Source organism: Paenibacillus sp. NPDC058174 (genome assembly GCF_042883865.1).
Lineage (GTDB): Bacteria > Bacillota > Bacilli > Paenibacillales > Paenibacillaceae > Pristimantibacillus.
This window is the reverse complement of the sequence record NZ_JBHVUY010000001.1, coordinates 2,423,795-2,437,906: the sequence shown is the minus strand read 5'-3', so window position 1 is coordinate 2,437,906 and position 14,112 is coordinate 2,423,795. Positions and strand designations below refer to the sequence as shown.

General features: G+C 53.9%; 11 protein-coding genes. All 11 read left to right on the top strand.

Going from position 1 to position 14,112, the window contains the following annotated elements; all coding sequences use genetic code 11:
- The first annotated feature begins 54 nt into the window (after positions 1-54).
- The 11 genes from ACFVVF_RS10805 to ACFVVF_RS10755 all read left to right on the top strand — a co-directional run bounded on the left by ACFVVF_RS10805 (position 55) and on the right by ACFVVF_RS10755 (position 14,056).
- Entirely contained in the window at positions 55-489 is a 435-nt protein-coding gene (locus ACFVVF_RS10805) for a phage tail protein (protein ID WP_042163920.1), read from the top strand.
- A gap of 117 nt (positions 490-606) precedes the next feature.
- The gene (locus ACFVVF_RS10800) at positions 607-987 is read left to right on the top strand and encodes a phage tail assembly protein (RefSeq protein WP_387808246.1); all 381 of its coding nucleotides are present in this window, start codon (positions 607-609) and stop codon (positions 985-987) included.
- 17 nt (positions 988-1,004) lie between these two features.
- A complete protein-coding gene (locus tag ACFVVF_RS10795) occupies positions 1,005-1,184 on the top strand; it encodes a DUF6760 family protein (RefSeq protein WP_387809015.1) in 180 nt (59 codons plus the stop codon).
- Positions 1,185-1,190: 6 nt separating this feature from the next.
- Positions 1,191-1,652 carry a phage tail protein gene (locus ACFVVF_RS10790; RefSeq protein ID WP_387808244.1) on the top strand — a complete coding sequence of 154 codons (462 nt, stop codon included), beginning with the start codon at positions 1,191-1,193 and terminating at the stop codon, positions 1,650-1,652.
- Between the two features lie 372 nt (positions 1,653-2,024).
- Positions 2,025-5,741 carry a hypothetical protein gene (locus ACFVVF_RS10785; RefSeq protein ID WP_387808241.1) on the top strand — a complete coding sequence of 1,239 codons (3,717 nt, stop codon included), beginning with the start codon at positions 2,025-2,027 and terminating at the stop codon, positions 5,739-5,741.
- A 30-nt stretch (positions 5,742-5,771) separates the two neighbouring features.
- Positions 5,772-6,398 (top strand): CIS tube protein, encoded by a 627-nt coding sequence (locus ACFVVF_RS10780; RefSeq protein ID WP_387808238.1) that lies wholly within the window; start codon positions 5,772-5,774, stop codon positions 6,396-6,398.
- Between the two features lie 6 nt (positions 6,399-6,404).
- The gene (locus tag ACFVVF_RS10775; RefSeq protein ID WP_387808235.1) at positions 6,405-7,493 is read left to right on the top strand and encodes a phage late control D family protein; all 1,089 of its coding nucleotides are present in this window, start codon (positions 6,405-6,407) and stop codon (positions 7,491-7,493) included.
- Positions 7,490-8,230: a phage baseplate assembly protein V gene (locus ACFVVF_RS10770; RefSeq protein ID WP_387808233.1), complete on the top strand. Its 741-nt coding sequence runs from the start codon at positions 7,490-7,492 to the stop codon at positions 8,228-8,230. Before ACFVVF_RS10775 ends, ACFVVF_RS10770 begins: the two co-directional genes overlap by 4 nt.
- 22 nt (positions 8,231-8,252) lie before the next feature.
- Entirely contained in the window at positions 8,253-8,654 is a 402-nt protein-coding gene (locus ACFVVF_RS10765) for a GPW/gp25 family protein (RefSeq protein ID WP_387808231.1), read from the top strand.
- Between the two features lie 17 nt (positions 8,655-8,671).
- Positions 8,672-11,764: a baseplate J/gp47 family protein gene (locus ACFVVF_RS10760; protein ID WP_387808228.1), complete on the top strand. Its 3,093-nt coding sequence runs from the start codon at positions 8,672-8,674 to the stop codon at positions 11,762-11,764.
- 21 nt (positions 11,765-11,785) lie between these two features.
- Positions 11,786-14,056 carry a putative baseplate assembly protein gene (locus ACFVVF_RS10755; protein ID WP_387808225.1) on the top strand — a complete coding sequence of 757 codons (2,271 nt, stop codon included), beginning with the start codon at positions 11,786-11,788 and terminating at the stop codon, positions 14,054-14,056.
- The last annotated feature ends 56 nt before the right edge of the window (positions 14,057-14,112 follow it).

Below are 14,112 nucleotides of genomic sequence, written 5' to 3'. Positions count from 1 at the left end.
AATTCATTATGATGGATGAAGAGCTTCCACTTTGAATAACGGAAGGGGATAACTATGCCTGGAGATCGTGTAGATCCATACCGCAATTTTAGGTTTCGCGTTGAACTGGAAGGATTGGAGCAGGCCGGATTTAGCGAAGTGTCCGGATTTGAGGCGACGCTTGACGTTATCGAGTATCGCGAAGGCAATGAAGTGACGACTCCGCGCAAGCTGCCGGGTCTGGTGAAATACGGCAACATTACACTCAAATGGGGCACCTCTGAATCGATGGAGCTTTACGAGTGGCTGCAGGAATGCGTGGAAGGCACGATTGAGCGCAAGACGATTACGATCATCGCGCTTGACGAGGAAGGCGAGGATGTTGCAACTTGGCAGGTTATCGAAGCATGGCCTGTGAAGTATTCAGCGCCTACCTTTAACGGTATGGGCAATGAGGTGGCATTCGAGCTGATCGAATTTGCTCACGAGGGCATGACGCGTACGGCATAGCTAGCAGGCTGGAGAACAAGGGCGCAGCGGAATTATCATTCCGCGCTGCTCTTGTTTTCCGCTTTATAAATGGTAGACATACATAGCGTTTTGAGAGAAGGAACGGAGGTATTGACGATGGCGTTTCAGACGGAATATGAATTTGAGCTGCCGAGAGGCTTTGTCGATGATAACGGCAATTTGCACCGGCGCGGCGTTATGCGGCTGGCAACCGCTGCAGATGAAATACTGCCAATGAAGGACCCGCGCGTACAGTCAAATCCCAGCTATTTGACCATCATTTTGATGGCTCGCGTCATTACCCGGCTTGGCGATCTGAGGCATATCGATACGAAGCTGATTGAGAAGTTGTTCACGGCTGATCTTGCTTATCTGCAAAATCTGTATCGCCAAATCAATGATTTGGAGGCGCCGAAGGTGCTGACTGCATGTCCTAAATGTGAGCATGAATATGAGGTGTCTATCGATTTTTTGTCCTTAATGGAGGCGCTCTCCTAGGGTATCCGGCAGACCGGATTTACGAGGAGGTCGGCTTCATCGCCTATTATTTCCACTGGTCCCATGACGACATTATGAACATGGAGCATGCTGAGCGGCGGCGCTGGTGCGAAGAGATATCGCGGATCAACCGGAAAATGAATGACGAGACGACGGAGAAGCCCAACGTCTTTGACGTGTTTAACAAAAGGAGGTAGCGGCGGATGGCAGGAACGGGATCCCGCCAGACGGGGCGAATCTACAAAATCGCTTCCGCTTACAAGTTCTGGATCGAGTTGGACGGCATGTTTGTCGCCGGGTTTACCGAGGCGTCCGGGCTGGAGGCGGAGACAGAAATTGAGGAGTATCGCGAAGGCGGACTAAACGGCTTTGTGCATCGGCTTCCGAAAGGAACCCGCTATCCGAATATCTTGCTCAAGCGAGGCATGACGCAATCGGCTATTTTATGGTCTTGGTATGAGAGTACGATGAACGGTGCCATACAGCGCAAGCATGGTTCAATCGTGCTGCAGGCGCCAGACGGAAGCGAGTTTGGGCGTTGGAACTTTACGGATGCATATCCGGTGAAGTGGTCCGGGCCGCAGCTGAACGCGAGCACAAGCGACGTTGCCTTTGAGACGATCGAGATTGCGCATAACGGCTTGAAGGGTGTTTTTAAGCGTTAGCTGGGGAGCGGGCTGAGGGAGAGTCTGGTAGGGCTCCTGTCTGAGCATGTGGAATGAGCAGTTAATGGTGTTAATACTTGCTGAAACGTATTGGATGAGCAGGTATGGCGGCTAACACTAACTAGAATCACGAGCTATATCAATTAAAATGCAAAAGTGCATGCTGTTTTGGTGAAAAGGGCTGAAAAAGGGGATCAAAATGTAAAAGTACATTTTAAAACGCCGAAAATGGCGAAAATGGCGCGAAATTAGGCAAACAAAATGTATTTTTGCAGGTTGAGGGCAGAAATGAGCTAAATCGTGCTGAACAAACTGTATTTTTACATTTTGTTCGGTTGCAGAACGGCAGTTTGGCATAAGGAGGATGCGCTGGTGAAACGAAAGGCGGAGACAGGCAAGCAGCATGGCAAGCAAGCAGGCACAGCCACGTCTGTACAGCCGTTTGCCGGCAGCATCATGAGTAAATATAAGGGCGGGAGTAAAGATTCTTTCGGCCGCATTTCATTGTCTCATAGGCTCAAGCAGCAGCAGGACGCTCCAACGGAGCATAGGATTTTTGTAAAAGTTACAGCCCCTGCGGAAAAAAAGCAACCTAAACAACCAGGACGAACAGGTTTGCCTGTTATTAAGCAAAAGCCGCAAGCGGAGAAGGTTATACGTGAAAAAGTAATTGTAGAGCGTGAGCGTATCATATTCCGGGATCTGTCGCGCATTATTCAGGAATCTCGAATGATACGGGAAACAGCTGTTACCCAACAGGTGGAAGCTAACAGGACAACTAGCCAACAGATGAAAGACACTGTGGTAGTTTCTAAGGGGAAAGCGGAACTAGATGAGATACAGCAATCGTCAGCTCCGTCACAAGGCTTTCGTGTAAAAAGATCAACGACGATTCAGGAACCGGTTACGCTAGCAAGACCAATGATTGTGAAAATAAATCATCCTATGCAGAAAACAGATGAGCAGTCTGGTTTTTCTTCTAGCAATAGGGATTTCTATAGATGGAAGACGAATGAGGAGCTTCAAGCTTTAGTAGAAAAAGTGAAACGGCTGAGTCACCCCAACAAGGAAAATAGCAGAGCTAAGCTGGAGCATCTCGTTAAGCAAGAACAGATGTTAGGCTTGCAGGAAGCTGCGAGTGGACAGAAAGCCGATGCATCAAGCCTTCGATCTGAGCATGGTGTACGGAAGGCAGCCGTGACTGGGGATGGTCAAAGAAAGGCTCCTGAGCTTTCTATTGTAGGGCAAGCTAGGCCAGGCGAGAACGAACGATTGGAAGGAATGCAATCGAAGCCGGTTGAACGCTCGAATAAATTAGAGCGTGGGAATAAGGCAGAGAATGGAGATGCAGTTGAACCATTTAGTGCCAAGAAAAGTATGCGGGCTAGAGCTGTAATAACTCAAGCTATGCAGCCGCAAAAGGCAGCGGAGCAAGTGCATACCAAGCCGGGTAGAGCAGAGCAAGCGGGAAAAGAAAAAGAAAGAGAAAGAGAAAGAGAAAGAGAAAGAGAAAGAGATACTAACGGTTCAAGCAAACAGGCATCAGTGGTACAAGCGAGAGCTGAACAAATAATTGCCGGTGAGCGGGGAAGAGGAAGCTCTCAGTCAAGCTCAGTACAACCAGCAGAAACAGCCGATGGGATAAATGGCAAGGAACCGAAAAAGGCCAGGGCAGTTATGAGGGCTAATGTTACGGGGCCTAATGCTGCGGAGCAAGTACATATAAAGCCAAGCACATTAGGGCAAACGGAATCCGCAGGAAGCGGGCAGGGAATTGCGGATTCAAAAAGCTCGGGTGAGCGTGAGCAAGGAAAAGCAAAGCAACTGGGTGTGATTAAGCAAGTTAATCCAACAACTCTATCAACCCTACCGAAAAATGCTCAATTATCTCAAAGTTCTGTTCAGCCTGGTGCGGCAGGAAAAGTGAGGAACGGCGCAACGGTGCGAATGGATGCAGCACAGCCGCAGAAGACGGTGGAGCAGGTCCATGTAAAGCCGAGTGAAGCGTGGCAAGCAGAGGCTTTTGAGAGCAAGCAGGCGAAAGCCGGGCAAGCGGAGCCGGGCTTGAATGAAGGGATCAAACCGGGATCAGCGAGCAGGGAAGAGCGAACCCGTTCAGAGCTCCAAGCAGGTGCATCGAAAATAACAGGAGTACCGGAACAGCCGGGTACTGAAGCTAAGCGGAGTATGCAGGTTAGAGCGATAGTGCGGGCAAATGCAGCGCAGCCTCAACAGGCGGTGGAGCAGGTGCATGCGAAATCCGGTGAGGTTGAGTTAGCGCCGACGGTTGGGGGCGGACAGACGAATGCAATACCAGCGAATACAGCGCAATTGAAATCGGCTGAGCAATCGGAAGAGAGTATTCGAGGAAATGCAGTCCAGTCACCTAGTGTAAAAGAGGAGCAGACGAATACAAGGGAAAGCATGCAAGTTAGAGCAACGGTGCAGTCGAATGAGGCCGTCGGTCAACGGGCGGCAGAGCAGGTGTATGCGAAGCCGAGCGGAGTGAGGCAAGCGGAAGCTCTTGAAAGCGAACGAGCGAAATCCGGGCAAGCGAAGGTAGTAGATGGCGAGCAGGTGCCGGTCATGCAAGCGAGGGCAGTTGAAGGCAAGCAGGCGCAAGCCATGCAAGCGAAGGTGGTTGATAGCGAGCGGGCGCAAGCAACGCAAGCGGGCACGAGTGAGCGAGCAGGTGCGTTAGCGCGAGCGAATTCAGCGGAGCCGCAGAAGGCGGCGGAGCAGGTACATGCGATGCCGAGCGGAGTGAGGCAAGCGGAGTCAGTTGAGAGTGAGCGGGCGAAAGCTGGTCAAGCGAAGGCAGTTGAAGGCGAGCAGGTGCGGGTCATGCAAGCGAAGGTTGTTGAAGGCGAGCGGGCGCAAGCAACGCAAGCGGGCACGAATGAGCGAGCCGGCGCGACAGCGCGAGCGAATGTAGCGGAGCCGCAGAAGGCGGCGGAGCAGGTACATGCGATGCCGAGCGGAGTGAGGCAAGCGGAGTCAGTTGAGAGTGAGCGGGCGAAAGCAACGCAAGCGAAGGAAGTTGAAGGCAAGCAGGCGCAAGTCATGCGAGCCAAGGTGGCTGAAAGCGAGCGGACGCAAGCAACGCAAGCGGGTACGAATGAGCGAGCCGGCGCGACAGCGCGAGCGAATACAGCAACGGAGCCGCAGAAGGCGGCGGAGCAAGTACATGCGAAGCCGAACGGAGTGAGGCAAGCAGAGTCAGTTGAGAGTGAGCGGGGGATAGCTGGTCAAGCGAGCGCGGGTGAGCGAGCCGGCGCGATAGCGCGAGCGAATACAGCAGCGGAGCCGCGGAAGGCGGCGGAGCAGGTACATGCGCAGCCGAGCGGAGTGAGGCAAGCGAAGGCAGTAGAAGGCAAGCAGGCGCAAGCCATGCAAGCGAAGGCGGTTGAAAGCGAGCGGGCGAACGCCTCGCAAGCGGGTGCGAGTGAGCGAGCCGGCGCGATAGCGCGAGCGAATACAGCAGCGGAGCCGCAGAAGGCGGCGGAGCAGGTTCATGCGCAGCCGAGCGGAGTGAGGCAAGCGAAGGCAGTAGAAGGCGAGCGGGCGAACTCCTCGCAAGCGAGCACAGGTGAGCGAGCAGGCGCGACAGCGCGAGCGAATACAGCAGCGGAGCCGCAGAAGGCAGCGGAGCAGGTACATGCGCAGCCGAGCGGAGTGAGGCAAGCGAAGGCACTAAAGGGCGAGCGGGCGAAAGCCGCGCAGCCGCTGCATACCTTCGTGCTTAAACGTCACAAAGTGAGTGGTAACTCAACGGAGACTCCGACGAGTGGACCAGCAGGGCAAGACAACAACCAGCAAGCCAATCCCATGCTGAGCTACGCTGGTGCCGGTTCGTCCGCAGCGCAAGCGGGAGCGCCGATGCCAGCGCTGGCTCACCCGAAAGCGAAGACGACGCCGAGGGAGCCGGAGCGAATCGTACAAGTCGATGCGCCGAAGGAGCTGGATCCGGAAAAGCTGCAAAAGATCATCATGCAGATGCCGCAGCTTAATCCGGAGGCCATTGCAGACAAGGTGTATCAGGCACTGGAACGTAAAATGAAGCTGGAGCAACGAAGACGCGGCATCTGATGAACCGGACGCAGCAGGGAGGCGTAGACAATGGCATTAAGCAAAGCGAAAATCATTATTTATCGGAGCAAGGGGCAAGAGACGATAGAGGTGATGTTCAACCCGACGGAATACGAGCTGGAGATGAGCAATCAGTTTGCCGATTCGGAAATCCCGGGCTTGCAGACGCCTCTCGCCCATTATACGGGCGGCAGCGAATCCAAGCTTACGATGGATCTGTTCTTCGATACATATGAGAGCGGCGAAGACGTTCGCAAGCACACGCTGAAAATTTTGACCGCTATGGAAATCGATTCGGATCTTCATGCTCCGCCGGAAGTCCGCTTTATATGGGGATCGCTTGATTTCAAAGGCAATCTGGAATCGGCATCCCAACGGTATACGATGTTTCTGGAATCGGGTGTACCCGTAAGGGCGACGCTTGGCGTAACGTTTACAAGCACGCAGACGATGATGGAGCAATTTCAGGAAATCCCGCGGCAATCTGCCGACCGGACGAAACAAAAAACGGTAAAGCAAGGCGATCAATTATGGATGCTTGCGGCTGACGAGTATGAGGATCCTTCCGCATGGAGGCATATTGCCGAAGCAAATGGCATCGATAATCCGCGGGATTTAACGCCTGGACGAAAATTGACGATACCGAGATTGGAGTAAACGCTAATGGCACCATCCCAAACGAGCGGCTTCGCATCATTGGAAACAAAATACAAGCATTTTGTCGCTCCAGAGATGGAGCTGCTTATTGACGGGGAGTCGGATAAGCTCGCTCAGATGGCGGTGGAATGGGTGGAGGTGGATCTGTCGACAGAAACTCACGCCGATATAGCGAAGTTCTCCATCGTGAACGGCTTCAGTATCAGCGAAACGAAGTTCAATTGGGTTGGCGGCACGATCCAGGTCGGCAAGACTCTCCAGGTTAAGATGGGCTATGCCGATAAAAAAGGGCTGCTGTTTGACGGGCTTATTACCGGCTATACACTGGATTACTCAACGAACAGCGCGCCGAAAATTATCGTAACGGGAATGGACCGGTCTTTTCTGCTGATGCGCTCCTCCCATTCCAAGGGCTGGTCGAAAATGAAGGACAGCGATGTCGTCAGGCAGATTGCCGGCGACTATGGGCTGACGGCTGAAATCGACGATACGGCGAATACCCGCGAACGGATCGAACAAGCAGGCGTTAGCGACTATCATTTTATCCGCTCGCTTGCAGTCGACAATGACCGGCAGTTTTATGTAGAGGGCTCTAAGCTCTACTTTGTTAAGCCAAAGCTTGGGCAGCCTGTCGTACAGTTGAAATATGGACAAAGTCTGCTGGGCTTTGCGCTTCAGGTTGATGCATCGGGCCAGATGGCGGAAGTCAAGGTCCGGGGTTATGACGTGGACAAAAAAACGCATGTAGAAGCGACGGCCAAGTCGGTGACGGCCATGCCTTCGAAATCAACGACCGGCCCAAGTCTTGCCAACAAGCTTTCCTCGAAAAAGGTGGAGATCGTCTACTCGCAGGCTGCCTCTCAAGCGGAAGCGCAGCTTCTAGCCACCTCGATGCTGGAGCGGAAGGCAAGGGAGCTTGTGACGGGATACGGGTCAAGCATCGGACTGCCGGAGATCAAGCCGGGCAAAATGATTCAGATCGACGGTCTCGGCACTGGGTTAGATCAAACGCTCCGGATCACGAGGGCGACGCATCGTCTGGATGCGGACAGCGGTTATACGACATCATTTGAAGCGGAGGGGAATGCGATATGAGCATGATGTTCTCGGGCTTGTTCGATCAGCATGGGCAGCATGCCCGCTCGATGGTTCCCGATCAGCTGTCCGGCGTCTGGAACGCGATTGTTACGGCAAACAACGATCCTGATAAACTTGGCAGAGTTAAGGTTAAATTTCCGTTGCGTGAAGGGGAGCTGCAGACCGACTGGATACGGGTCGCTACGATGATGGGCGGATCGTCGCGGGGCACGCTTTTTATCCCCGAGGTCAATGATGAGGTGCTTGTCGCTTTCCTGATGGGCAGAATTGATTCACCAATCGTCATCGGGTCGCTATGGAATAAGGTGGATAAGCCTCCAGCCCCGCATGAGAAGAACGACATCCGGCAAATCAAAACCCGAAGCGGGCATGAAATTACGTTTCAAGATACGGACAATGATGGGAAAATTACGATCAAAACGAATAAAGGTCACAAAATCGAGCTGGAGGAGCAGTCAAATTCCATCACAGTGGAGACGAAGGATAAGGCACAGTCAATTGTGATGACGGGCGGCTCCTCAGGAACTGTCACTGTGAAGGCGGGCGGCACAGCCAAAATCGTCATGAGCAATCAGGGTGACGTAACCATCGAAGGCACAAAATCCGCAACGATAAAAGGGCCAAAAATCGAGGTCGACGCACAAGCGTCGCTGACGCTACAATCCGGCGGCATGCTGGAAATGAAAGCGAACGGGATGGTATCGATCAAAGGCTCGATCGTGAAAATCAACTAATGAGGGAAGAAGGCGGTCGGGCATGTCGGCTTCGTTTTTAGGAAAAGGATGGAAATTCCCCGTGCAGGTCGATGCGACGACTGGCCGTATTCGAATGGCGGAGGGCGAAGAGGATATCGCAGAGTCGATTCGCATTATTTTACGCACCTCCAAGGGGGAGAGGCTGATGCGGCCTAATTTTGGCAGCGGGCTAAAGGAGTTCGTTTTTGGCACGACAGACGATACGTCGATGAGATTGCTGGCTACGGATGTGGAGGCATCAATCCGCGGCTGGGAGCCTCGCGTGAAGGATGTTGAGGTGGAGGCAAGCCTGGACCCCTCGCATTCCGGCAGAGTACTGCTGAAGGTCTCGTATGTGGTGCGGTCAACGAACAATTTATTTAATCAGGTGTATCCTTTTTATTTAGAGGAAGGCAGTAACTGACGGGAGCGAATGTGGCGATGAAGCATGGGGGAAAATCGGGTGATTACAATCGTCCGCCCAAAATAAATCCAAATAGCAGTTCCACCTTCATTTCTCGGCTGAAGGAGATGGTTCCGCATTATACGCCGGAATGGCGGTTTTCCGAGGATGATCCGGATCCCGGAACGGGTCTGGCCTTTTTGGCCGGCGAAATGCTTCAGGACACGGTGCAGCGGCTTAATCAGGCGCCGATCAATCATTTTCTGTCCTTTCTGGACTTCATTCAAGTCAAGCTGCAGCCGCCCCGTCCTGCTCGTGCGAATGTCGTGTTTGCGCTGAGCGAAGGAGCGGTTGACCCGGTTCATTTGCCGGCTGGCATTTCGCTGACAGCTGCCCATCCGGATGGCGGCGAGCCGCTCATCTTCGAGACGGAGCGTGCACTGGCGGCAACCCCGGCCAAAATCATGGAATGGATCAACGTTCATCCGGAACGGGACCGGATTGCTGTTGCTGCTTCTCATTATGCAGAGCTGTTATCTTCCGGAAATGGGGATCCGGTCAGGCTGTTTGATACGGACTACTACCGGAATGAGCAGGAGCATGTCCTCTACATTCGCCATGATGAGCTGCTGCTGGCCGACCGGCCAAGCCGCATTTATTTGCATGTTGAGCACAGCGCCAAACGCTATACGGAGCCGGAGCTGGCAGCCTCGTTAGCCTCAAATGCCGTAGAGTGGACCTACCCGGTAAATGGCGGATGGAAAGCGTTCGATTCGGTCACTGCTGCCGGAAATATGATCATTTTACATAAAGCGCAGCCGGGTATGATCGAGCTGACCGAGCATCAGCACATCATCGGCCGGTGGATTCGCTGTACGCTCAAGCCGCTGCCGAACACCGCTTCGCCCCTTTTAAGCGACAATCTGGAGCTGGATCGCGTGCGGATGCGCGCAGCTCATGATGCGCAGGGCGATTCGCAAGGCATTTTGCCAACTTCGCTGTACTACAACGATATGGAATTGCTTCCGGACGGCTTCTTTCCGTTTGGCGAGCATTTCATTCCTTATTCTGTTTTTTATATGGCCAGTGAGGAGACGTTTACGAAAAAAGCAGGACGAATGCGGCTAAGCTTCCATGCCAAAGCGATTCCTAGCGTGCTTAGGACGGCTCCCGATCCGGAAGTGAAATGGAAGATGGTCATGCGGACCTCCGAGTTTGAGGAAAAGGATCCGCCCCGTGTTCATATCCGCAAGGTGCAGTGGGAGTACTGGGATGGCGGCAATTGGGCGATGCTGCCTGGAAGCGAACGCTACAGCCAGTTGTTCGAAGAGCTTCCCGAAGAGCAGGCTCGCGTTTTTACGCTGGAATTTATTTGTCCGGAAAATATGACGCAAACGTTCGTCAACGGTAAATTCGACTACTGGGTGCGTGCCCGTGTTCTGCAGGTCGATCCGATAATCGCCGCGGTTGTGGAGTATATGCCGCCATGGCTGTCCGGACCGTCACTCTCCTATGCGCAGGGCTCGCAGACACTGCTGCTGCCTGATCAGGCTTATACGAGAAGCAATGCCGACGACCGGGACCGCACTGCGTCCGTACGGCAAGGCGGCGCGCCGTTTCGGCTGTTCGAGCCGATTCCATGCCCGCAGCCGGCTGTTTATGTATCCTTTGACCTTGCTCCGGTGAAAGGCCCGCTGGGCATGTACGTCGGATTGGAGCGGCGTTTTGCGGCAGGCGGCGAGCCTCCTTGGATTGAATGGGAAGCGCTGTGCTATGAACACGGCAGGCAAATATGGGTGCCGTTAAAGCTTAGCGACGGAACGAATGCTTTTACGATCAGCGGTCATCTGAATTGGGCGGGTCCATCGAATATGGCGAAGGCTCGCCTGTTCGGCAAAGAGCGTTATTGGCTGCGGGCTGTAAACAGGGATCGTCAAATCGGAAATGCAACCGATGGACATCCAATCGCAGGCAGCATTCATCTCAACGCAGTTGCGGTTCGCCAGCAGGTAAGTCAGGAGCGGGAGCTGACCATTGCAGCAAACGGCTTTGCGCAGCTGACACCGGGTGCTTTTATCGAAGAGGAAGTATGGGTGGACGAACAGGAACGGTTTACCGAATACGAACGGGAAGCATTACTGCAGCAGCCGGAACTGTATACCGCCAAGCGTGACGGCGAAGGCAAGCTGCAGCGGTTTTGGGCAAAATGGTCGCAGGTGGCCTCGTTGGCGGAATCGGGACCGGATGACCGGCACTATACGGTTGATTATGCGGGCGGCTCGATTCAATTCGGAGACGGCGTTCACGGCATGCTGCCTTCGCTCGACAATACCGATCTGGTGCGCATCCGTTTTAAAACGACAGAGGGTGTCCGGGGGAATGTTCCTGCCGGACATATAACGGGAATGCAGCTTCCGTTTGCTTTCATTAGCGCGGTATCGAATCCTGAGCCTTCCATGGGTGGCGGAGATACGGAGCGGGTTGAGCAGGCAATGGCTAGAGGACCGCAGCGTCTCAAGCATCGCGGCAGAGCGGTCACCTCTAAGGATGTGGAATGGCTGGCCAGGGAAGCTTTCCCGCAAATCGCTAAAGTCAAATGCTTGTCTAACCGGAATGGCCTGTTGGAACGTTCTCCAGGTTCCTTGGCAGTCGTTGCCTTTCCGGCGGGCGGCTTGAAAGACGCAGCTCAGTTCCCTGAGCTTAGACAGACGGTGGAGCAGGAATTAAGGCGTCAGGCGTCAAGCCTCGTCTCGCTAGGCGGTGCGATTCGCGTTGTCGAACCTGCTTATATGGAGATTTCCGTCCATGCAACGATTGCTGTGCAGACGATTGACGAGATTTTGCCTGCGGAGGCGGAATGTGTAGCGAAGCTAAACGCCTTTTTAGATCCGATTAACGGCAATGCCGGCGGCAACGGGTGGAATATCGGGGAGCTGCTTCATGCATCGGTCCTCCATTCCCTGCTTCATTCTGTTCGCTCTTTACTGTATATCGAGCGGCTTTACATTCATGTGATGAGAATTGAAAACGGCAGCCGGATCGAATGGGACCCGGGAAAAATGAGCGAGGTTGCGCACGGTATCGTAGTGAACGGCGTTCATTCCATAACAGCAGTTCCAGCGCCGAACTAATGACCGGAAGGAGGAAATCGCATGCTGCCTAAGCTGCCCTTGGACGATCGTACCTATGCGGATATCGTAGACCAGTCGCGTCGGATGATTCCGAAACGCGTACCGGAATGGACGGATGAGAACGCTCATGATCCGGGCATTACGTTTCTGGAGCTGTTCGCATGGCTTACCGAAATGCAGCGCTACTATATTAGCAGAGTGCCGGACAAAAGCCGCATTAAGTTTTTGGATTTGCTTGGCGTTTCTCCCCGTGATGCAGCCGCTGCTGCAGCTGAGATTTGTTTTGACGGCATTTCGCGTAAAACGGTTATTCCGCGCGGCACCAAGCTGCTGGCTGAGGATCAAATATTTGAGACCGCCGCGACTTTAAGACTCGTACCGCTCAAGCTGGATCGGATCATTAGCCGTACGGAGCTTGAAGCCAATGACGTGACTGCCTCCAACGAACAGCGGAATGTAGCGTTTTATCCGTTCGGCAAGGAGGCCGTCGAAGGCTCAAGAATGTATGTTTCGTTTGACCGGGATTTGGAGCCGTCTGAGCTCGTTACATTCAGCGTCAAGCTAAGCGGAAGCAAGACCGCCCGTATTGAGGACGAAGAGTCTTTGGCCTCTCACATGAAGATGGAACCGCTGGACTTAGCAGGAATAACGCCGTCGGCGAGGCTCTCCTGGAAAGCTTACGTGCTTGATGAACAAAGCGGTACAGCTAGCTGGCTGCCGCTGGAGGTTGTCGAGGATGGAACGCTGCATTTGACGGTAAGCGGTCAAATTACGTTCCGCAATAAAGCGAGAATGCTGCCGATTACCGTCCATCCGGCCAATGACCGGTTCCGGTACTGGATCTGCTGCACGATCGAAGAAGGCGGCTATGAGCTGCCGCCGCGAATTGCCGGCTTAAGGCTGCATACCGTAAATGCGGTGCAAAAGGATACGCTCTGCGAAAGCATGGTGTACCGGATTTCGGCGGCATCCGAAGCGGAAATCCGGGTGTCCAGCTATTTAGCGCTGCATGGTCATATTCATCTGCAAGTGCAGCAGACGAGCGGCGGTTGGATTGATGTTGATCCCGTCCATGTATCTCCTAATGATCCGCTCACCTATAATGTCATCAAAGATTTGGAGGCTGGTGAAACGGTCATACGTCTCTTCTCTGGTGAGAGCGTGCAGCATTTGGAATCGGAAGCGTCCTTCCGTGTAATTGCAAGCGCACCGGACTTCGAAGCGCAACGGTATATCGGACGGAGCAACGGCTTGCCCAGCCAGCAGTTTGAACTGTATGAGCTTCCGTGCGTTCGGAAGGATGCGATTGCCCTCCAGGTTGCTGTGGTAGACGAGAACGGCATGACGGTCTGGCAGGATTGGACAAGAGTGGACGATTTCGACCGCTCTAAGCCGGAAGACCGCCATTTTCTGTACGATCCGGTGAAGAGGCTCATCACCTTCGGCAACAATGAGCAAGGTGCGATTCCTCCGCTCAGTTTGGAAGACAATATTGCGCTGATCGGCTGTGAGCTTGGCGGAGGAGAGCGCGGCAATGTGAAGCCTGGGCTTATCTCAGAATGGGTTCATGAGGAGCACAGGCCGGCTGGCGTATTCGTCTCGAATCCCGATTATGCGTCTGGCGGCCGCGAGGCAGAGCTGCTTCCAGAGACGCTTCAGCGGGCGCAGTCCGAGCTGAAGAAGACGTTTCGCGCCGTTACAGACGAAGACTACGAGACGATTGTAAAGGCTGCGCCGGGCGTTGACGTGGCGAGGGTGCATGCCATTCCGCTGTTCAAGCCCGGTCTGGCCGATTATCCGCGCGAGAAGGCACCGGGGCAGGTGTCGGTAGTAGTAGTTCCGAATAGCTTCAGCCGGACGCCACAGCCCAGCAGCGGTTTTTTGCAAACGGTGAAGCGGCATCTGGACAGCCGGAGGCTTGTTACGGCGGAGGTGCATGTGATTCCGCCAGTATATATCAAAGTGACGGTGCATGCCGTTGTTGTCGTTGAGCCGCAATTTATAGACGAGGGCAGGGCAATCACTGCAGCGCTTCGAGAGCTGCTGCGGCCGCTGGATGGAACCGGCGAGGGAGCCGGGAAGGGCTGGGCGTTTGGCAGGCCGGTCTACAAAGGGGATATTTACAATGCCCTGAGCGGACGGAATGGCGTCGTCTTTATTCAGGATTTATGGCTGGATGCTGACGGGGCGCATGTGAAGAAAAGCAAAGGCGGGGACATCATTTTACCGCCGCATGGCTTGATTTATTCCGGCGAGCATGAGATTGAGCTCGTAAGCCGGCTGCATTTATAGACAAGGGCTGGAGAATAAGGCATAAGCCGGCCAGGTAAGGGAGGGGAATAGCCTGA

Bases quoted from the DNA above. Each gene is read 5' to 3' on its own strand.
- ACFVVF_RS10805 (WP_042163920.1), top strand. From the start codon at position 55: ATGCCTGGAGATCGTGTAGATCCATACCGCAATTTTAGGTTTCGCGTT.
- ACFVVF_RS10800 (WP_387808246.1), top strand. From the start codon at position 607: ATGGCGTTTCAGACGGAATATGAATTTGAGCTGCCGAGAGGCTTTGTC.
- ACFVVF_RS10790 (WP_387808244.1), top strand. From the start codon at position 1,191: ATGGCAGGAACGGGATCCCGCCAGACGGGGCGAATCTACAAAATCGCT.
- ACFVVF_RS10780 (WP_387808238.1), top strand. From the start codon at position 5,772: ATGGCATTAAGCAAAGCGAAAATCATTATTTATCGGAGCAAGGGGCAA.
- ACFVVF_RS10775 (WP_387808235.1), top strand. From the start codon at position 6,405: ATGGCACCATCCCAAACGAGCGGCTTCGCATCATTGGAAACAAAATAC.
- ACFVVF_RS10770 (WP_387808233.1), top strand. From the start codon at position 7,490: ATGAGCATGATGTTCTCGGGCTTGTTCGATCAGCATGGGCAGCATGCC.
- ACFVVF_RS10765 (WP_387808231.1), top strand. From the start codon at position 8,253: ATGTCGGCTTCGTTTTTAGGAAAAGGATGGAAATTCCCCGTGCAGGTC.
- ACFVVF_RS10760 (WP_387808228.1), top strand. From the start codon at position 8,672: ATGAAGCATGGGGGAAAATCGGGTGATTACAATCGTCCGCCCAAAATA.
- ACFVVF_RS10755 (WP_387808225.1), top strand. From the start codon at position 11,786: ATGCTGCCTAAGCTGCCCTTGGACGATCGTACCTATGCGGATATCGTA.